Raw genomic sequence first — 19133 nt, 5'->3', positions numbered from 1 at the left:
GTCCGGATCATCCGGCGGCGGTCTGCCCGGCCTCCCAGCCGAGGATGGCGCGCTTGCGCGTCAGCCCCCAGTGATAGCCGGTCAGCGCGCCGGATTTGCCGATGACGCGGTGGCATGGCACCACGAAGGAGATCGGGTTCTTGCCGACCGCCAGGCCCACGGCGCGCGCCGCGCCGTGCTTGCCGATATGGCTTGCGACCTCGCCATAGGTGGTGGCGCGGCCGACCGGGATGCGCAGCAGCGTTTCCCAGACCCTGACCTCGAAATCGGTGCCGATCAGCACGACGCGCAGCGGCGTTTCCGGCGACCACGCCTTCGGCTCGAAGATGCGCGTGGCGTAAGCGCCCGTCAGTGCCGGGTCGTAATGATAGTCGGCATGGGGCCAGCGCCGCATCATGTCGGCCAGCGCCTCGGGCCTGCCGCCGACGACCTTGCCGCCGTCGGCGTCGGTCGAGACCCAGCCGAGGCCGGCAAGCCCCCGCCCGGTGACCACGATCAGCGCCTCGCCGAAGGGGGAAGGGTGGAAGCCGTAGGAGAGCTTCAAGCCTTCGCCGCCGGCCTTCCATTCACCGGGCGACATCGCCTCATGCGTCACGAAGAGATCGTGCAGCCGGCCGGGGCCGGAGAGACCGACCTCGAGCGCGGCGTCGAGCACGCTCGCCGAGGCGCAGAGCAGCCCCTTGGCATGGTCGAGCGTGATCGCCTGCAGGAAAGCCTTGGGGGTGAGCCCGCACCAGCGCCGGAAGAGATGGTGGACATCGCTTCCCGTCGCGCCGGCGGCCTCGGCGATCGCCTCGATCGTCGGCTGCTCGCGCCAGTTATGGCTGATGAAGGAGAGGATGCGCCGGACGGTATCGTAATCGGAGCCCGGCGCGGCGGCCGGAAAATCGGCCGCGCCGGGCATCGCCTCGGTGGCGCGCGTCAGCACCGCTTGCGAGAAGCGCGTCGGGGTCATCGCCGTTTTCATGGGAGCATGAGCGTTCATCGGGAACCTCGCATCATTTGTCATGATGCGAATCTAGGGGCCCCATCCTGCCGTTCCCACCCGAAAGCTGGCAAGGGCGGCAAGGGCTGTGTTCGGCTCAGGGCGGCCCGTAATCGGGGCCGCGGCGAGCGCTGGACAGCGCCGCGCCGAGCGCATCGGCGAAGCCCGAGCGCTCCTGCGGCGAGAGCGCGGCCGCGACCGCGACGCTCTGCCCGCGCGAGACCAGCGTGAGGCCGAGCAAACCGTAATCCTCGTCGGTCTGGCGTTCGAGCCGGGTCCAGGCCGGGTTGAAGCGCCAGACCGCCTCGCGGCCGTGATGCGAGACCTTGCGCAGCAGGATCTCGAGCGGCGTCACCACGATCCGCTCGAAGGCGCGCGCATGCCGGAAATTGAGCTGGAAGGCGATGAACAGCGCCAGGATATCGAGCCCGAAGAAGCCCGCCACCGGCCAGGCGCCGAGCAGGACGAAGGGAACCGAGGAGATCACGCTCGTGAGACACACCAGCGTCATCACGATGCGCAGGCCCCTCTGGCCGAGCGAGCGATGCGGCGTGATCGTGGCGTCGAAGACCGGCCGCTGGCAAGCGTCCACGATCTCGCTATCCGGGCTGTTGCGGGGGATCATCGGCGCATTATAACGCCGTCATGGACCAGCCGAACAAGCCCCCTCGCGCGACAGTGCCGGCAAAACGCATCACGTTGCCGCGCGCGCGGGGGCCAGCCGAGATCCGCGAGATCTTCAGCCGCTTCCGCGCGGCCAACCCCGAGCCCAGGGGCGAGCTCGAGCACATCAACGCCTTCACGCTCCTGGTCGCGGTCGTGCTCTCGGCGCAGGCGACCGATGCCGGCGTCAACAAGGCGACACGCCCGCTCTTCGCCATCGCCGACACGCCGGAGAAGATGCTGGCGCTCGGCGAGGACACCGTGCGCGACTACATCAAGACGATCGGGCTCTACCGCAACAAGGCGAAGAACGTGATCGCGCTCAGCCGGAAGCTGATCGCCGAGTTCGGCGGTGAGGTGCCTGCGACGCGCGAGGCGCTGGAGAGCCTGCCCGGCGTCGGCCGCAAGACGGCCAACGTCGTGCTCAACATCGCCTTCGGCGAGATCACCCATGCGGTCGACACCCATGTCTTCCGCGTTTCCAACCGGCTGCGCCTGGCGCCGGGCAGGAACGTGCTCGAGGTCGAGCGCGGGCTGGAGAAGGCGATTCCCGAGGAGTTCGGCCGCCACGCCCATCACTGGCTGATCCTGCACGGGCGCTACACCTGCAAGGCGCTCAAGCCCGAATGCGGCCGCTGCATCCAGAGCGATCTCTGCGATTCGCCCGACAAGCGGCTCGCATGACGCCGCCCTTCAGTAGCCCCGCGCCGGATCGACCACGTTCTGGAGCGGCTCGCCCGCTTCCAGCCGCCTGATCTGGGCGGCGACCGCGGTCGCCACCGCCTCGGGTTCCGACATCGCCGCGTTATGCGGCGTGACCGTCACGGCCGGGTGGCTCCAGAGGGTTGAATCGGGCGGCAGCGGCTCGGTCTCGAAGACGTCGAGCGTCGCGCCCTTGAGCGTTCCGGCGTCGAGCGCGGCGAGGATGTCGGCCTCGACCTGCGATCCGCCGCGCCCGGCATTGATCAGGAACGGCCCGCCGAGGCGTCCGTCCTGTGCCAGCCCGGCGATGAGCCCGGCATCGATGATGCCGCGCGTCTCCGGCGTCAGCGGCAGCAGGCTGACGAGGATGTCGGTGCGGGCGAGGAACGCCTTCAGGCCATCCTCGCCGGAGAAGGTTATGAGGCCCTCGATCGCCTTGGGCGAGCGGCTCCAGCCGGCGACGTCGAAGCCGATGACGGAAAGCTTGCGGGCGGCGTCCTGCCCGAGCTCGCCGAGCCCCATGATGCCGACGCGGACCGCGCGCGCGGCCGGCTGGTCGCGGTCGTCGGCCCAGAGCGTCTCGCGCTGCTGGCGGTCGTAGCGGCGCTGCTGGCGCAGATAGATCAGGCAGTGCAGCACGACGTATTCACTCATCCGCGTCGTCAGGTCGGGATCGACGATGCGCGCGATCGGCGCCGGCGGCAGCTTGTCGTCGGCGAAGATGAAGTCGACGCCGGCGCCCAGCGAGAAGATCGCGGCGAGGTTGGGCAGGCCGGTCAGGCTGCCGGGAGCGTGCTTCCAGCTCGCGACGTAATGCACGGCGCGGCGGTCAAAGGGCTCGCCTGGAACCACGATCGGCATATCCGGCAGCAGCGCCTGGAAACGCCGGCGCCAATCCTCGACATGCCAGCCCGTCATGGCCAGAAGCAGACTCATCCCGACAACCTCTCCGTGATCCGTTCCGCGACCAGCGGGCCGCGCGCCTGAGCCTCTCCGATCCGGTAGGCCTCGCGCAAGCGTTCGCTTGCCGCATGGTATCCGGCCTCGTCGCGGGCATGGACGATGCCGAGCGGCCGGTCGGGTCCGACCGCCTCGCCGAGCCCCGCCAGCGCGACGATGCCCACCGCGGGATCGACCCGGTCCTGCGGCCTGACCCGGCCGCCGCCGAGCGCGACGACGGCAAGCCCGACCGCGCGCGTGTCGATCCCCGCGACGGCCCCGGCCGCCCCGGCGAAGACCGGCTTCACGAGCGGGGCGGCGGCGAGATGCTTCCCCGGCGCTTCCAGGAGGTCGGCCGGGCCGCCGAGGGCAGCGATCATCCGCGCGAAACGTTCCGCCGCGGCGCCCGTTTCGAAGGCCCGCTCGATCGTCTGCCGGGCCGAATCGACATCCGGGGCGAGCCCGCCGAGCAGCAGCATCTCGGCGGCGAGCGCCACCGTGACCTGATGGAAGCGCGGCTCGCGCCGCCGCCCGGTCAGGTGGTCGAGCGCATAGGCGACCTCGAGCGCATTGCCCGCGGCCGAGGCGAGCGGCTCGTTCATGGCGGTGAGCAGCGCGGTCGTCGGCAGCCCGGCGCCGCCTGCGGTGTCGACCAGCGCCCGCGCCAGCTCTTGCGCCGCGCCATAGTCCGGCAGGAAGGCGCCGGAGCCGAACTTCACGTCCATGGCGAGGCCGGAAAGCCCGGCAGCGAGCTTCTTCGACAGGATCGAGGCGGTGATCAGCGGCAGCGATTCCACCGTCGCGGTGACGTCGCGGATGGCGTAGAGGCGCCGGTCGGCCGGGGCGAGGTCGGCAGTCTGGCCGATGATGGCGCAGCCGGCCTCGCGCACCACCTTGCGGAAGAGATCGAGCCCCGGCTGGCTGGCATAGCCCGGAACCGCGTCGAGCTTGTCGAGCGTGCCGCCGGTATGGCCGAGGCCGCGGCCCGAGATCATCGGGACATAGCCGCCTGAGGCCGCCACCGCCGCCGCCAGCGGCAGGCTCACCGTATCGCCGACGCCGCCGGTGGAATGCTTGTCGAGGGCCGGGCCGGGCAGGTCGTCCCAGCGCAGCACCGTGCCGGAATCGCGCATGGCGAGCGTCAGCGCCACGCGCTCAGCCTCGCTCATGCCGTTGAAATAGACCGCCATGGCGAAGGCGGCGGCCTGCCCCTCGCCGACCGTGCCGTCGGTCAGCCCGGCGATGAAGCGGCGGATATCGGCTTCGGGCAGCGCCGCGCCGTCGCGCTTGGCGGCGATGATCTCCTGGGGCAGGCGCATCAATCGCTCGCGATCGCCGCGACGAGCGCGTCATAGAGCCCGCTCGCGCCGAAGCGGAAGGTCGCCGGCGTCGCCCAGTCCGGCCCCATGATCGCGTCGGTGAGGTCGAGATAGCTCTTGGCGTCGGCCAGCGTGCGGATGCCGCCGGACGGCTTCAAGCCCACCGGGTGCGCTGTGGCCGCGATGACGCCGAGCATGGTGCGGACCGCCGGGATGCTGGCGGAATGCTCCGTCTTGCCGGTCGAGGTCTTGATGAAATCGGCGCCGGCCGCGACGGCGAGCTCGGCTGCTGTCCTGACCTTGTCGAGATTCGGATATTCGCCGGTTTCGAGGATCACTTTCAGCGGCCGCTCGTCGCAGAGCGTCTTGACGTTGCGGATCATCGCGGTCGCCGCCGTGGTCTGGCCGGCGAGCACGGCCCGCCAGGGCAGGACGAGGTCGATCTCGTCGGCGCCGGCCTCGAGCGCGCTTTCCGTCTCGCGCATCGCGGGTGCGATCGGCGTGTCGCCATCGGGGAAATTGACCACGGTCGCGATGCTGACCGGACCGTCGCCGAGCGCGGCCCGCGCCGTAGCGACGAATTGCGGCCACAGGCAGACCGCCGCGACCGGCACCGGCCCTGAGACGGCGCGCCGGCAGAGATCGCGCGCCCCCTCTTCCGTGGCGTCGTCGGCGAGATCGGTCAGGTCGAGCAGGGAAAGCGCCCGCCGGGCGAAAGCGGCATCGGTCATGGTTCACAGCTCCGACAGGAAGGCACGCAGCAGGCGCCGCAATGCGCCCGCCGCGAGCGCGGCGACATCGCGCGTCTCGGCATGGTGCGGCGCGCCGCCATTGAGCCCCGCGCCCATGTTGGTGACGATGGAGAGCCCGGCGACGCGCAGGCCGCAGCGCCGCGCCAGGATGGTCTCGGGCACGGTCGACATGCCGACCAGATCGGCGCCGAGGAGTTTGGCCATGCGGATCTCGGCCGGCGTCTCGAAGCTCGGCCCCGAGAACCACATGTAGACGCCCTCGCCGAGCGACACCGCCGCCGTCCGGGCGGCGCGCTGCAGCCTGCCGCGCAGATGCGGGTCATAGGCGTCGACCATCGGCACGAAGCGGCCGTCGCCCGTGTCGCCGACGAGCGGGTTGGGGCCGTTCAGGTTGATGTGGTCGGTGATCAGGGCGAGGCTGCCCGGCCGCATCTCGGCGCAGAGCGAGCCCGCCGCGTTGGTCAGGATCAAAGGCGGCGAGCCGAAGGCGGTGAGCACGCCGAGCGGCACGCGCATCGCCGCCGGGTCGCCGGTCTCGTAGTAATGGGCGCGGCCCTGGTAGATCAGCACCTTGCGGCCATGAAGCGTGCCGTAGCGGAGTTCGCGGGCATGGCCGGAGACCTCGCCGCGCGGAAAGCCGGGCAGCGCGAAATAGGGGATGCGCACCGCGTCCTGGATATCCTCCGCGACGGTGCCGAGGCCGGTGCCCAGCACGATCGCGCAATCGATCGCGCCGACGCCATGCCCGGCCAGGATGGACGCCACCTCGTCGAAGGCCGGATCGGCCGCCATCGCATGCTCCCTTCCGGCCGCGGAAAAGCCCGGATCACCGCGGCAAGTTGGCCGGTCCGAAGGAAGCTGGCAACAGCTCCTCCAGGGTGAAGCGCGCGCGGATGCCCTCAGGGCCCGCGACCGCGACCGGCGTGCCGGGGCTCGCGAATTCGCGCAGGCGCTGGCGGCAGGCGCCGCAGGGCGTCACCGGCTGCGCCCCCTCGCCATAGACCAGCACGGCGCGGATCGTCCGGTGCCCGGCGCCGATCATCGCCGCGATCGCCGCGGCCTCGGCGCAGGTGCCGACCGGATAGGCGGCGTTCTCGACATTGCAGCCTGCGTGGACCGAGCCGTCCCCGGCCATCAGCGCCGCCCCGACCCGGAAATGCGAATAGGGCGCATAGGCTCTGGGCTGGATCGCGGCGGCGGCGTGAAACAGCGCCTCGAAATCGGGATTCTCGGGCACGTCGCTCGTCCTCGACAGGGGGCGGCACGATGGCATGACGGAACGGTGTGGCCAAGCCGGGCCAGGTGCGATCATCGCCGTAATGCTCTAGGCTGTCGTCCATGATGCTGAACGACGACGAGATCGAGCGCTATGCGCGCCACATCGTCCTGCCCGAGATCGGCGGGCCGGGCCAGCAGCGGCTGAAGAACGCCCGCGTGCTCGTGGTCGGGGCGGGCGGGCTCGGCGCGCCGCTGATCCAGTATCTGGCCGCCGCCGGCATCGGCAAGATCGGCATCGTCGACGACGACGTCGTCTCGCTCTCCAATCTGCAGCGCCAGACAATCTTCACCACCGCCGATATCGGCGCGCACAAGGCGGTGGTCGCCGCACGCTTCGTGCGTGGCCTCAACCCGAACGTCGTGGTCGAGGAGCACGTCACCAGGCTCGATCCGCACAATGCCCGCGCGCTGATCGCCTTCTACGACGTGGTGGCGGAAGGCTCCGACAATTTCGCGACGCGCTACGCCGTCTCCGACGCCTGCTTCCATGAGCAGAAGCCGGTGGTGATGGGCGCGCTCGGCCGCTTCGACGGCACGCTCACCACGATCCGCGCCCATGAGGTCGCAGCCGACGGGCGGCCGAACCCGACCTGGCGCTGCCTCTTCCCCGAAGCGCCGCCGCCCGGCGCGATCCCGACCTGCGCCGAGGCCGGCGTGCTCGGCGCGCTGCCGGGCGTGATCGGCGCGCTGATGGCGCTCGAAGTGGTGCGCGCCGTCACCGGCTTCGGCGAGCCGCTGGTCGGCAAGCTCCTGCTGCTCGATGCGCTGACGATGCGCTTCGAGACGCTGCGCTATGGCTGGGACGAGGCCAATCCGTTGAATGGATCGGGGCAGTAGGGGCGCCTATCAGCGACTGCCCCGCTTCGCCTCGATCACGTCGAACAGCTGCGCCGCCAGATCCGGCCCGCCGAGGTTTTTGATCGCGCGCACGCCGGTCGGCGCCGTGACGTTGATCTCGGTGAGCTTCCCGTGGATCACGTCGATCCCGACGAGCAGGAGGCCGCGCTCGCGCAAGGTCGGGCCGATCGCCTCGCAGATCGCGAGCTCCTGCTTCGACAGGTCGGTCGGGCGCGCCGCGCCGCCGCGCACCATGTTGGCGCGCAGGTCGCCCACCGCCGGCACGCGGTTGACCGCGCCCGCCGCCTTCCCGTCGATCAGGATGATGCGCTTGTCGCCCTCGCTGATCTCCTTAATGAAGCCCTGCACCACCCACGGCTCGCGAAAGAGGTTGCTGAACAGGTCGAAGAGCGAGCCGAAATTCGGGTCGGTGCGGCTCGTCTTGAACACGGTCGCGCCGCCATGGCCGTAGAGCGGCTTCATCACGATCTCGCCATGCGCGTCGCGGAAGGCCTCGATCTCCGCCTTGTCGCGCGAGATCAGGGTCGGCGGCATCAGCTCGGGGAAATGCGTGACGAGGATCTTCTCGGGCGCGTTGCGCACCGAGGCCGGGTCGTTCACCACCAGCGTCTTCGGGTGGATGCGCTCCAGCATGTGCGTCGTCGTGACATAGGCCATGTCGAAGGGCGGGTCTTGCCTGAGCAGCACGACATCGAGCGTCGAGAGGTCGATCTTTTCTTCGGTGCCGGCGCTGAAATGATCGCCCTCGACGTCGCGCACCGTGACCGGGCGCATCGGTGCGCTGACCTTGCCGTCCTGCATCGAGAGCTTGTCGGGCGTGTAGGTGTAGAGCGTGTGGCCGCGCGCCTGCGCTTCCAGCATCAGGGCGAAGCCGGTATCCCCGGCGATCCGGATGCGCTCGATCGGGTCCATCTGGATGGCGACGTTGAGGCTCATGGCAGGCTTCCTGTTGCAGGCGGTTCTTATCGGTCGGCGGGCGGCCTCCCCGCAAGGGGGTCACAGCACGAGCGCGAAGGCGGCCGGGACATGGCGCGGCCGGCGCCAGGGCGCCAGGAACACCGCGTCGAAGCGCAGGTAATGGCCGGTGGCCCAGGGATTGCGGGCGAGCCAGTGCCGCACGCGCCGCTCGATCAGGCGCCGCTTCTCCGGCGTGATCGCGATGAGGGCATCGTCGAGCCGGGCGCGCGCCTTGACCTCGACGAAGGCGATGGTGCGGCCGCGCTTCATCACGAGGTCGATCTCGCCGCCCTTGCCGCCGAAGCGCCGCTCCAGCAGGCGATAGCCCTTGGCGCAAAGCCAGAGGATGGCGAGCCATTCGGCCCGGCGTCCGCTGAGGCCGGAGCGCCGCGCCTTGCGGCCGCGCTGCTGTGGATCGCTCACGGATCGCCGCGGGTGAGCTCGAGCGCCCGCGCATAGACCTTGCGGCGCGGCTGGCCGGTCTCGGCCGCGACCTGCGCCACCGCCTCCTTCAGCGAGAGCTTCGCCAGAGCGGTGCCGAGCCGCGCGTCGATCGCCTCGCCGGCCGGCAGCAGCTCCTCGGCGCCCGGCGGGCCGATGATCACGACGATCTCGCCGCGCGCCTCCTCCCCGCTGTCGTAATGGGCGGCGAGCTCACTGAGCGTGCCGCGCCGGACCGTCTCGTGGAGCTTGGTGAGCTCGCGCGCGACCGCGCCGGGGCGCGTCCCGAGGACGGCCGCGGCGTCGGCCAGCATGCCGGCGAGCCGCCGCGGCGATTCGAAGAAGACGAGCGTGCCGGGAATGGCGGCAAGTTCGGTCAGCCGGCTGCGGCGAGCCGCCGCTTTCGGCGGCAGGAAGCCCTCGAAGAAGAATCGGTCCGTCGGCAAGCCCGCCAGCACCAGCGCGGCGAGCACGGCCGAGGGGCCGGGAATGCCGGTGACCGGCAGCCCTTCCGCCACCAGCTCCGCGACGAGCTTGTAGCCGGGATCGGAGACCAGCGGCGTGCCGGCGTCCGAGATCAGGGCGAGTTTGCCGCCGGCGCGCAGCTTCGCCAGCACCTTCGGCCGCATCTGCGCGGCGTTGTGCTCGTGATAGGGCATCAGCGGCGTCGAGATGCCGTAATGCGCCAGCAGCACCTTCGAGGTGCGGGTATCCTCGGCCAGGATCGCGTCGGCGGCGGCGAGCGTCGCCAGCGCCCGAAACGAGATGTCGCGCAGGTTGCCGATCGGCGTCGCGACGATGTGCAGCCCCGGCGCCAGCGGCTCGGCCTCGGCTCGCAGGCCGAAGGCGGTGTAGCTGGACGGGCGGGCGGCGGCATCGGTCGACATCGCGCCACGCTGCCACAGCCGCGCGGCCGGCGCCATGGCGGGCGCGGCCTTACCCCTGCAACCCATAGTTAACAACTTGAAAATAGGCTTCCGGACTGGCACGACAGGTTCGGGGGGCTCAACCGTTCCAACGGATCCGTCGCCGGGCGGGTCGCCGGCCCGCCACGACTGGAGAAGCGCCCGTGTTGCATCCTCGGCATCTCGCACCGACCCTGCGGTTCAAGGCACGCGCGCTGGCGCTCCTGCTGCCGCTCGCGCTTTCCGCCTGCGGCGGCGGCACCTCGGGCCTGCCGGGCTTCGATTCGGGCGCGCCCGCCCCCGGCGGCGGCGCCGCGCCGAGCGGCCAGACCATCGGCGCCGGCAAGGTCCGGGTCGGGCTCGTGCTGCCGCTGACGGCCGAAGGCCAGGGCGCGGTCGTCGGCAATTCGCTGAAGAACGCCGCCGAGATGGCGCTCGCCGAATTCCCCAACGCCGACCTGACGCTGCTCCTCAAGGACGACCGCGGCACGCCCGAGGGCGCCCGCGCCGCCGCGCAGGAGGCGTTGTCGGAAGGGGCGGAGCTGATCATCGGCCCGCTCTTCGCGCCCTCCGTCCAGGCGGCGGGGCAGGTCGCGCGCGGCGCGGGCCGCCCGGTCATCGCCTTCTCCAGCGATTCCAACGTCGCCGCGCGCGGCGTCTACCTGCTCTCCTTCCCGCCCGAGAACGATGTCGAGCGCGTCATCGCCTATGCCGCCCAGCAGGGCCGCAAATCCTTCGCCGCGCTCGTTCCCGACACCGCCTATGGCAAGGTCGTCGAGGCCGCCTTCCAGCAGTCCGTCGCCGATCGCGGCCAGCGCGTCGCGGCGATCGAGCGCTTCGGGGCCGATCCCGCCGCGATGAAGGCGGCGATCCAGCGGCTGATGCCCTCGCTCCAGCAGGCGGACGCGCTGTTCGTCCCGGCCGCCGCCGATACGATGCCGACGCTCGGCCAGCTCCTCCAGGAGGCCGGCTACAACCCGTCGAAGGTCAAGCCGCTCGGCACCGGCGTCTGGAACGACGCCGGCATCGCGCGCGTGCCGGCGATCCAGGGCGGCTGGTTCGCCTCGCCCGACACCGCCGGCTTCAATGCCTTCGCCGGGCGCTACCAGCAGCGCTTCAACAGCGCGCCGACCCGCACCGCGACGCTCTCCTACGACGCGGTCTCGCTGGCGGCGGCGCTGGCGCGCACGCAAGGGTCGCAGCGCTTCTCGGAAGCCGTGCTGACCAATGCCTCGGGCTTCGCCGGGGCGGACGGCGTCTTCCGCTTCCGCCCGGACGGGCGGGTCGAGCGCGGGCTCGCGGTGCTCGAGCTGCGCAACGGCCAGATCGTCACGGTCAACGCCGCCCCGCGCGATCTCGGTCCGCGCTCGCAATAGGCGTTCCCGCCGCGCGTTCGGCCGCCGCGATGAGCGTATCGACGCTCAGGATCTGCGGCAGGGTCTCGGGCGGCGCCTGCCTGCGGCCGGGATAGAACAGATAGAGCGGCACGCCGGCGCGGCCCTGACCGCTGAGCGCCTGCGCGATCCGGGCGTCGCGATTGGTCCAGTCGGCCTTGAGATAGGCGACGCCGAGCCGGGCGAAGGCCTCCTTCACCTCCTGCCGGGAGAGCGCGACGCGCTCGTTCGCCAGGCAGGTGATGCACCAGGCAGCGGTGAAGTTGACGAAGACCGGCTTGCCCTCAGCCTGCAATGCGGCGACGCGCTCGGGCGACCAGGCTTCCGTCTCGCCGGCCCGCGCCTCGCTGGCCACGCCGGGAACGGCGTTCTGCACGGTGAACCAGCCGGCGCCGAGCACGACGAGCGCGGCGACCGCCGAGCCGATCAGGCGGCGCGGCAGGCTCCCGCGCGTCACGCCGATAAGCCAGACCGCAAAGCCCGCCGCCAGCACCGCGACGAGCGCGGCGAGCACGCCCTGCGGCCCGCTCTGGACCGAGGCGACCCAGATCAGCCAGATCGCGGTCGCGAACATCGGGAAGGCGAAGGCCTGCTTCAGCACCAGCATCCAGCGGCCGGGCTTCGGCAGGAGCCTGAGCAGGCCGGGCGCGAAGGAGAGCGCGACCACCGGCAGCGCGAAGCCGAGCGCCAGCGCCAGGAAGACCGGGAGCGCGACCGCAGGCGCCTGCGTCACCGCATAGCCCATCGCCGCCCCCATGAAGGGCGCCGTGCAGGGCGTGGCCACCACCACCGCGAGCATGCCGGTCATGAAGGCGCCGAAGCGACCGCCGCGGCTCGCGAGGCCGTTGCCGAGCCCCGTCGCCCCGGTGCCGATCTCGAAGGCGCCCAGCAGGTTGAGCCCGATCAGCACCATCACCACCGCAAGCGCGATGACGAGCGGCGGCGACTGCAACTGGAACCCCCAGCCGACGCCGCTGCCGAGCTGGCCGAGCGCTATCACCGCCCCGGCCAGCGCCGTGAAGGTCGTAAGCACGCCGCCGAGGAAGATCAGGCCCTGCTCGCGGACCTCGGCGCGGCTGCGATGCGCGACCTGCGCGAAGCCGAGCGCCTTGATGAACAGCACCGGCAGGACGCAGGGCATCAGGTTGAGGATCAGCCCCCCGGCGAAGGCGAAGACGAGCGCCGCCCAGAGAGTCAGGTCCGCCCCCTCGACCGGCATCGGGATCGGCACCACCGCCGGGCGGGTCTCCGCCGCCGCTCCGGATGCCGCGACCAGGGCGGGATCGGCATCGGCGACGAGCGTGACGGCCTTGCGCGTACCCGCCTCGGTGAAGGTCAGCACGCCGGATAGCGTGGGTTCCGCCAGCTTGAAGGCGCTCGCGCGCGTCAGCGTCAGGCTGGGCGTCTCGCCGGGCGTGAAGGGCTGCTCAGCCGCATGCTCGATCAGCGTGTCGGAGACGGGGAAGAAGCGCGGCTCGGTCACGCCCGCCGGCAGGCCGGGCAAGGCGAGTGCGAGCTTGCCCGCATCGTCGCCGAGCCTGCCGCGGAAGGAAGCGGGCCTGGGCAGCGCCGCGATCGCCGCCTCGATCCGCGCCGTGGCGTCCGCGTCGGCCACGCTCGCGGCGCCGACGGTGAGATCGAGCGAGAAGGAGCCTTCCTCGGGAATGCAGATCTTCTCGCAGACGAGCCAGGTCGCCTCGGCCTTCAGCGGAAAGCTGTCGCCGGGCCTGGCATCGGCCGGGACGGTGATCTCGACCGGCAGCACCACCGTGCCCTCGAAGCCGAAATTGACCAGCGGCTCGACCCGGATCGCCTTCGGCGCCGGCCACTGAATCTCGCCGGCGGTGGCGCCGGCCGGCAGATCCCACCGGATCTGGGTCGGCTCGCCGGAATCGCCGGGGTTCAGCCAGTAGCTGTGCCAGCGCGGCGAAAGCTTCTGGACGAGCGCGACCTCGAAGCGCTCGCCCGGTGCGACCGTATCCCGGCTCGACAGCAAGGTCGCGGTGACGCGCGGCGAGGTGACGGGCGCGGATTCGGCGGCAGCGACGAGGCTCGGCGCCAGGAGCCCCAGTGCCAGCACGGTCCTGTGCAGGAAGCGCCTGCCGAAATCTCGCCGCATGATCCCGCAATCCCGAAACATCCGGACCCCATGCCTGAAACCGCCCCGCCATGCCAATGACAAGGCGGTGAGGTGGAACGTGGGCATTCTCCGCGATCTGCCGGGTTGTGGCAGCGTGCCATGATGTCGCCGGTCAGATCGCGGCGCCGTCCGAGACGCTTTCGCCGCCGAGGCCCTGGCGGACCGCGCGCACGATCTCCTCCGCCGCGGCGCCGCGCCGGCGCGGGCGCGGCGCCTCGATGCGGTGCTCGGCGATGATCTGCCCGGGCGCGCCGGAGAGCACCACGACGCGGTCGGCGAGATAGGCGGCCTCGTCGATGTCGTGGGTGACGAAGAGCACGGTCTTGCCGGTGCGCTGCCAGACGCGGATCAGCTCGTCCTGCAGGGCCTCGCGGGTCAAGGCGTCGAGCGCCGAGAAGGGCTCGTCCATCAGCAGGATCTCGGGCTCGACGGCGAGCGCACGCGCGAGCGAGACGCGCTGGCGCTGGCCGCCCGAGAGCTGATGCGGCCAGCGCCCGGCGAGCGGCGCGAGCCCGACGAGATCGAGCATCGCTGCCGCCTTGGCGAGCCGCTCGGCGCGGGGCACCCGGCCCTCCAGCCCGAAGCCGACATTGGAGACGACCTTGCGCCAGGGCAGGAGCCGCGAATCCTGGAAGACCAGCGCGACCGGCCGGCGCGTCCTGTCCCTCGCGGAGATCACGACCTCGCCGCCGCTCGGTTTCGCCAGCCCGGCGATGACCCGAAGCAGCGTCGACTTGCCGACGCCGGAGGGGCCGACGATGGCGAGGAACTCGCCGCGCCCGACCGAAAGGTCGAGCTTGCGCAAGACCTCGGTCTCCTCGCCGTCGCGCCGGAAGCTCAGCGACAGGCTCTTGATCGCGATCACGCTTTCCAACGCAGCACCCATTTCTGGAAGGCGACGAAGCCTGAGTCGAGCAGGCCGTAGAGCGCCGCCATCGTCAGCATGTAGACGACGACGATGTCGGTCGCGAGCAGGCTCGACGCCTGCATCATGCGCTGGCCGACGCCGGCGACGCCGAAGATCTCGGCCGCGACCACCGCCATCCAGGCCTGGCCGAGCGCCGTCCTGACGCCGACGAGGATGCCCGGCAGCGCCGCCGGCAGCAGGATCTTGCCGAGGCGCTGCCAGGGCGAGCGGAAGCCGAAGGCGTCGGCGACCTCGACGAGATCGCGGTCGACGCCGCGGATCGCGCCCTGCGCCGCGAAGAAGACGATCCAGAACACGCCCACCGCGATGATGAAGACCGCCGCCGCCGGGGTGACGCCGAACCAGATGATGGCGAAGGGCACCCAGGCGAGGCCGGGAATCGGCCGCAGCACCCGCACGACCCAGGCCGTGGCCTCTTCGGCGACGCGCGACATCCCGACCAGCACGCCGAGCGCGACGCCGAGCCCTGCGCCGGTGATGAGCCCGACGAAATAGTGCTGGAGCGAGCCGCGTATCGCCGCAAGCCAGGCGCCGGAGGTGACTTCCCGCATGAAGGCTTTCGGCAGGAGGCTCGGCCCCGGCAGGAAGGCCGGGTTCACCCAGCCGAAGAAGGGCATCGCCTCCCAGATGAGGAGGAAGGCGACGAGGCCGAGACAGGCGAGGGCCGGAGCCCGGAGCGTGGCCACGTTTCTCAGCCGCCCGCCTTGATCGCGCGCTCGTAATACTGCGTCTCGAACAGCCCGTCGAACGGCGCTTCCTTGTCGAGCGAGCCGAGCTTGACCTGATAGGCCTGCATGGCGCGGGCGGGCTCGATGATCTTGCGCGGGTCGATCTCGAAGCGGCTGGCCGGCGAGACCAGCGCCTGCCGGATCAGCGCGGGATCGACGATGCCCTTGCCGAGCGCGGCCGCGACATGGGGCGCCGCCTTGTCGGGATCGGCCTTGATCAGCGCGGCGGCCCTGACGAGGCCGGAGACGATGGCCTGCACCGCGTCCGGGTTCGCGGCGGCGAAGGCGCCGGAGACGGCGACGACCGTGCCGGGCTGGCCGGGAAAGACCTCCTCGCCGCCGGCGACGAGCTTGATCTGCGGGTTGCGGGTCTGGAGGATGGTCAGCGCCGGCTCGCGCACGGTACCGCCGTCGACCGCGCCGGCGAGGATCGCCTGCTGAGTCGCGTCGATGCCCATCGGCACGATCGCGACATCGGCCCGGTCGACCTTGGCGACCTCCCAGAGCCAGTATTCGAGCACGGTGTCGGGCACCGAGCCCGGCGGCTGGGTGGCCAGCCGCGCCGGCTTGCCGGTCGCGGCGCGGAACGCCTTGAAGGCGGCGGCCGGGCTCGTGCCGGCGGTGAAGAACTTGGTGAGCGAGGGCGCGCTGACCACGACGTTCTCGCCCACCGCCGTCGAGGCGACGACGCGGATGTCGACGCCGCGCGAGCGGGCGACGGCGAGCGGGGCGACGCCGGCGACATAGACGTCGATCGTGCCCGAGGCCAGCGCCTGGATCATGTTCGGGCCGGATTCGAAGACGGTGACCGCGGTCTCGATGCCGCCCTGCTTCAGCCAGCCTTCCCCGGCGGCGACGAAGAACGGCGCCGTGCCGACGATCGGGATGTAGCCGACGCGGGCGGCGACGCTGCCGGCGCGGGCGGCACCGGTGAGCGCCGCGGTCGCCGCGAGGCTCGACCCGGCGATGAGGAACTGGCGGCGATCCATCGTTGAAATCCTTCCCGAAAGCAGGGCCGGAGGCAGCCCTATTGACAGGTGGAGAAAAGGATTTTTTATCTGGATGCAATAGACCGGCTCAAAAAAGATATTTGATCTCTTTTGAGCGGAATTGGCAGAAACGTCTCCTCCAGACAGGAAGCCCGAGAGCATGGACGCCATCGACCGCAAGATCCTCACCGTGCTCCAGGCCGATGCGAGTATCTCGATCGCCGAGCTCGCCGACCGCGTCGGGCTGTCGCAGACGCCGTGCTGGAAGCGCATCCAGAAGCTCGAGCGGGCGGGTGTGATCCTGAAGCGCGTCGCGCTGGTGGCGCCGGAGGCGATCGGGCTCGGCCTCACCGTCTTCGTCCAGATCGAGACGGCGGATCATTCCGGCCCGTGGCTGGAGAAATTCGCGCAAACGGTCGCCGCCATGCCGGAGGTGATGGAGCTTTACCGGATGGCCGGCGACGTCGACTACATGCTGCGCGTCGTCGTCGCCGACATGGCCGCCTATGACGGCTTCTACAAGCGGCTGATCGAGGCGGTTCCGCTGAAGAACGTGACCTCGCGCTTCGCGATGGAGCGGATCAAGGCGACGACGGCCTACAAGGTGCCCGACCTGCCGCGCCGGTGAGAGGGGGCTGCACGATTGTCATTCCGGGTCCTTCGCTGACGCGAAGCCCCGGAATGACCAAAGGGAGCGCCCCGGCTCAGCCGCCGATGTTGAAGGCGGCCAGCGCCGCCATGTTGACGATGTCGGAATCCTTCGCGCCCAGCGGCACGATCTGGACCGGCTTGTCGAGGCCGACGATCAGCGGGCCGATCACGGTCGCGCCGCCGAGCTCCTGCAGGAGCTTGGTCGAGATCGAGGCCGAGTGGAAGGCCGGCATGACCAGCACGTTCGCCGGCCCCGAGAGGCGGCAGAACGGATACTGGCTCATCACCTCGCGGTTGAGCGCGACATCGGCCGCCATCTCGCCGTCGTACTCGAAATCGACGCGCTGGGCGTCGAGCAGCGCCACCGCCTCGCGCACCTTCTCGGAGCGTTCGCCGGCCGGGTGGCCGAAGGTCGAGAAGGCGAGCATCGCGACCCGGGGCTCGTAGCCCAGCCTGCGGCCGACGCCGGCGGCCTCCTGCGCGATCTCCGACAATTGCCGCGCGGTCGGCATCTCGCAGATCGCCGTGTCGGCCACGAGGACGGTGCGGTCGCGCGAGATCACGATCGAGACGCCGATCACCCGGTGGCCCGGCTTCACGTCGATGACGCGGCGCACTTCCTCCAGCGCGATCGAATAGTTGCGGGTGACGCCGGTCACCATCGCGTCGGCATCGCCCAGCGCCACCATCGCCGCGGCGAAATGGTTGCGGTCCTGGTTGATCAGGCGCTGGCAGTCGCGGAAGAGGTAGCCCTGCCGCTGCAGCCGCTCGTAGAGATATTGCGCATAGGCGGCGTTGCGGTGCGAGAGCCGGGCGTTCTGGATCGAGATGCCCTTGGCCTCGAGGTCGACGCCGAGGAAGGTCGCGACCTCGGAGATGCGGTCCTCGCGGCCGACGAGGATCGCCTGGCCGAGCCCCTGCGCCACGAAGGAGGCGGCGGCGCGGATCACCTGCTCCTCCTCGCCCTCGGCGAAGACGACGCGCTTCGGATAGCGCCGGACGCGCTCGAAGATGCGGTTGAGCGTGCCGGCGATCGGGTCGCGCCGCGCCGAGAGCTGCGCCTTGTAAGCGGCGGTGTCGACGATCGGCTTGCCGGCGACGCCCGATTCCATCGCAGCCTTGGCGACCGCCATCGGCACGACGTGGATCAGGCGCGGATCGAACGGGACCGGGATGATGTAGTCCTTGCCGTAGCGCGGGCGCGCGCCCTGATAGGCGGCGGCGACCTCGTCGGGCACGTCCTCGCGGGCGAGCATCGCCAGCGATTCGGCGGCGGCGATCTTCATCTCCATGTTGATCGTGGTGGCGCGCACGTCGAGCGCGCCACGGAAGATGAAGGGGAAGCCCAGCACGTTGTTGACCTGGTTGGGATAGTCCGAGCGCCCCGTCGCCATGATGGCGTCGTCGCGCACCTCGGCCACTTCCTCGGGCGTGATCTCGGGGTCGGGATTGGCCATGGCGAAGATGATCGGGTTCGGCGCCATCGCGGCGACCATCTCCCTCGTCACCGAGCCCTTCTGCGACAGGCCGAAGAAGGCGTCCGCCCCCTCCATCGCCTGCAACAGGGTGCGCCGGTCGGTCACCGCGGCATGGGCCGACTTCCACTGGTTCATGCCCTCGGTGCGGCCCTGGTAGATCACGCCCTTGGTGTCGCAGAGGATGACGTTGTCGGGCTTGAAGCCCATCGCCTTGAGCAGCTCGGTGCAGGCGATCGCGGCCGAGCCGGCGCCGTTGATGACGAGCCGGGTCGACTTGATGTCGCGCCCGGTGATGTCGAGCGCGTTGATCAGCCCGGCGGCGGCGATGATCGCGGTGCCGTGCTGGTCGTCATGAAAGACGGGGATGTCCATCAGCTCGCGCAGGCGCTGCTCGATGATGAAGCATTCCGGCGCCTTGATGTCCTCGAGGTTGATGCCGCCGAAGGAGGGGCCGAGATAGCGCACGGCGTCGATGAACTTGTCCGGGTCCTCGGTGTCGATCTCGAGATCGATCGAATCGACATCGGCGAAGCGCTTGAACAGGACCGACTTGCCCTCCATCACCGGCTTCGAGGCGAGCGCGCCGAGATTGCCGAGGCCGAGGATGGCGGTGCCGTTGGTGATCACGGCGACGAGGTTCGAGCGCGTCGTGTAGTCATAGGCGCGCGAGGGATCCTCCGCGATCGCCAGCACCGGCACGGCGACGCCGGGCGAATAGGCGAGCGAGAGATCGCGTTGCGTCGCCATCGGCTTGGTCGGCACCACCTCCAGCTTGCCGGGCCGCCCCTGCGAGTGGAACAGCAGGGCCTCCTGGTCGGTGAAGGTCGGGCGGGCTCTCTTGGTCGTCGGACGGTCGTTCATCGAAGCGTCTTTTCTTGTGCGTTTCCTCGAGGGGAACCGACCATAAGGCGGTGCGCCGGCAGACCACAAGCGGCGAGTGCTGCACAGAACTCTTGCCGGAGCGAAAGAGCGCCGATCCCGCTTTCGATTGTTGAAAGCCGCCGCGCCGGATGGCCTCGGCCGCAG

General features: G+C 70.6%; 19 protein-coding genes. 4 read left to right on the top strand and 15 right to left on the bottom strand.

What is annotated here, in order from left to right:
* Positions 1 to 7 precede the first annotated feature (7 nt).
* Positions 8 to 904, bottom strand: coding sequence for a methylated-DNA--[protein]-cysteine S-methyltransferase (locus tag M9917_RS04655; RefSeq protein ID WP_297254706.1), 897 nt, complete (start codon positions 902 to 904; stop codon positions 8 to 10).
* 178 nt (positions 905 to 1082) lie between these two features.
* Positions 1083 to 1577, bottom strand: coding sequence for a DUF2244 domain-containing protein (locus tag M9917_RS04650; RefSeq protein ID WP_297251294.1), 495 nt, complete (start codon positions 1575 to 1577; stop codon positions 1083 to 1085).
* Positions 1578 to 1630: 53 nt separating this feature from the next.
* Between M9917_RS04650 and nth the strand changes: the two genes are divergently transcribed.
* Positions 1631 to 2332 (top strand): endonuclease III, encoded by a 702-nt coding sequence (gene nth / locus M9917_RS04645; RefSeq protein WP_297251292.1) that lies wholly within the window; start codon positions 1631 to 1633, stop codon positions 2330 to 2332.
* A 9-nt stretch (positions 2333 to 2341) separates the two neighbouring features.
* Here nth and M9917_RS04640 read toward each other — a convergent pair whose 3' ends face one another.
* From M9917_RS04640 to M9917_RS04620, 5 genes are read right to left on the bottom strand one after another with little or no spacing between them, the layout of a single operon-like run.
* On the bottom strand, positions 2342 to 3286 hold the full coding sequence (locus M9917_RS04640; RefSeq protein ID WP_297251290.1) for a 2-hydroxyacid dehydrogenase: 945 nt from the start codon (positions 3284 to 3286) through the stop codon (positions 2342 to 2344).
* Positions 3283 to 4608 carry a thymidine phosphorylase gene (gene deoA, locus M9917_RS04635; protein WP_297251288.1) on the bottom strand — a complete coding sequence of 442 codons (1326 nt, stop codon included), beginning with the start codon at positions 4606 to 4608 and terminating at the stop codon, positions 3283 to 3285. Before deoA ends, M9917_RS04640 begins: the two co-directional genes overlap by 4 nt.
* Positions 4608 to 5339 carry a deoxyribose-phosphate aldolase gene (gene deoC, locus M9917_RS04630; RefSeq protein ID WP_297251286.1) on the bottom strand — a complete coding sequence of 244 codons (732 nt, stop codon included), beginning with the start codon at positions 5337 to 5339 and terminating at the stop codon, positions 4608 to 4610. Before deoC ends, deoA begins: the two co-directional genes overlap by 1 nt.
* Before the next feature lie 3 nt (positions 5340 to 5342).
* Entirely contained in the window at positions 5343 to 6152 is an 810-nt protein-coding gene (locus M9917_RS04625) for a purine-nucleoside phosphorylase (protein ID WP_297251284.1), read from the bottom strand.
* 34 nt (positions 6153 to 6186) lie between these two features.
* Entirely contained in the window at positions 6187 to 6597 is a 411-nt protein-coding gene (locus M9917_RS04620; protein WP_297251283.1) for a cytidine deaminase, read from the bottom strand.
* 101 nt (positions 6598 to 6698) lie between these two features.
* Here M9917_RS04620 and M9917_RS04615 point away from each other — a divergent pair, with 101 nt between their 5' ends.
* Positions 6699 to 7475, top strand: a complete 777-nt coding sequence (locus M9917_RS04615) for a HesA/MoeB/ThiF family protein (RefSeq protein ID WP_297251281.1) — start codon at positions 6699 to 6701, stop codon at positions 7473 to 7475.
* Between the two features lie 9 nt (positions 7476 to 7484).
* On the opposite strand, the gene gshB is transcribed toward M9917_RS04615, so the two are convergent.
* From gshB to rsmI, 3 genes are read right to left on the bottom strand one after another with little or no spacing between them, the layout of a single operon-like run.
* The gene (gshB, locus tag M9917_RS04610) at positions 7485 to 8432 is read right to left on the bottom strand and encodes a glutathione synthase (protein WP_297251280.1); all 948 of its coding nucleotides are present in this window, start codon (positions 8430 to 8432) and stop codon (positions 7485 to 7487) included.
* A gap of 60 nt (positions 8433 to 8492) precedes the next feature.
* Positions 8493 to 8876, bottom strand: a complete 384-nt coding sequence (locus M9917_RS04605) for a YraN family protein (protein ID WP_297251278.1) — start codon at positions 8874 to 8876, stop codon at positions 8493 to 8495.
* Positions 8873 to 9781, bottom strand: coding sequence for a 16S rRNA (cytidine(1402)-2'-O)-methyltransferase (rsmI, locus tag M9917_RS04600; protein ID WP_297254704.1), 909 nt, complete (start codon positions 9779 to 9781; stop codon positions 8873 to 8875). The genes M9917_RS04605 and rsmI overlap by 4 nt, the downstream gene beginning before the upstream one ends.
* A gap of 182 nt (positions 9782 to 9963) precedes the next feature.
* On the opposite strand from rsmI, the gene M9917_RS04595 reads away from it, so the two are divergent.
* A complete protein-coding gene (locus M9917_RS04595) occupies positions 9964 to 11175 on the top strand; it encodes a penicillin-binding protein activator (protein ID WP_297251276.1) in 1212 nt (403 codons plus the stop codon).
* Here M9917_RS04595 and M9917_RS04590 read toward each other — a convergent pair.
* The 4 genes from M9917_RS04590 to M9917_RS04575 all read right to left on the bottom strand — a co-directional run bounded on the left by M9917_RS04590 (position 11135) and on the right by M9917_RS04575 (position 15978).
* On the bottom strand, positions 11135 to 13312 hold the full coding sequence (locus M9917_RS04590) for a protein-disulfide reductase DsbD family protein (RefSeq protein WP_297251274.1): 2178 nt from the start codon (positions 13310 to 13312) through the stop codon (positions 11135 to 11137). The two genes, M9917_RS04595 and M9917_RS04590, sit on opposite strands and share 41 nt — an antisense overlap.
* Positions 13313 to 13445: 133 nt before the next feature.
* A complete protein-coding gene (locus M9917_RS04585; RefSeq protein WP_297251272.1) occupies positions 13446 to 14219 on the bottom strand; it encodes an ABC transporter ATP-binding protein in 774 nt (257 codons plus the stop codon).
* Positions 14195 to 14878, bottom strand: a complete 684-nt coding sequence (locus tag M9917_RS04580) for an ABC transporter permease (protein WP_465246365.1) — start codon at positions 14876 to 14878, stop codon at positions 14195 to 14197. Before M9917_RS04580 ends, M9917_RS04585 begins: the two co-directional genes overlap by 25 nt.
* A 74-nt stretch (positions 14879 to 14952) precedes the next feature.
* Positions 14953 to 15978 carry an ABC transporter substrate-binding protein gene (locus M9917_RS04575; RefSeq protein WP_297251267.1) on the bottom strand — a complete coding sequence of 342 codons (1026 nt, stop codon included), beginning with the start codon at positions 15976 to 15978 and terminating at the stop codon, positions 14953 to 14955.
* Between the two features lie 160 nt (positions 15979 to 16138).
* Here M9917_RS04575 and M9917_RS04570 point away from each other — a divergent pair, with 160 nt between their 5' ends.
* A complete protein-coding gene (locus M9917_RS04570) occupies positions 16139 to 16606 on the top strand; it encodes an Lrp/AsnC family transcriptional regulator (protein WP_297251265.1) in 468 nt (155 codons plus the stop codon).
* A 76-nt stretch (positions 16607 to 16682) separates the two neighbouring features.
* Here M9917_RS04570 and M9917_RS04565 read toward each other — a convergent pair whose 3' ends face one another.
* Positions 16683 to 18968, bottom strand: a complete 2286-nt coding sequence (locus M9917_RS04565) for an NADP-dependent malic enzyme (RefSeq protein WP_297251263.1) — start codon at positions 18966 to 18968, stop codon at positions 16683 to 16685.
* Positions 18969 to 19133 lie beyond the last annotated feature (165 nt).

The sequence above is a fragment of the Bosea sp. (in: a-proteobacteria) genome, from assembly GCF_023953965.1.
Taxonomy (GTDB): domain Bacteria; phylum Pseudomonadota; class Alphaproteobacteria; order Rhizobiales; family Beijerinckiaceae; genus Allobosea.
The sequence above is the reverse complement of the archived record's forward strand: the minus strand, read 5'-3'. Positions and strand labels throughout refer to the sequence as shown.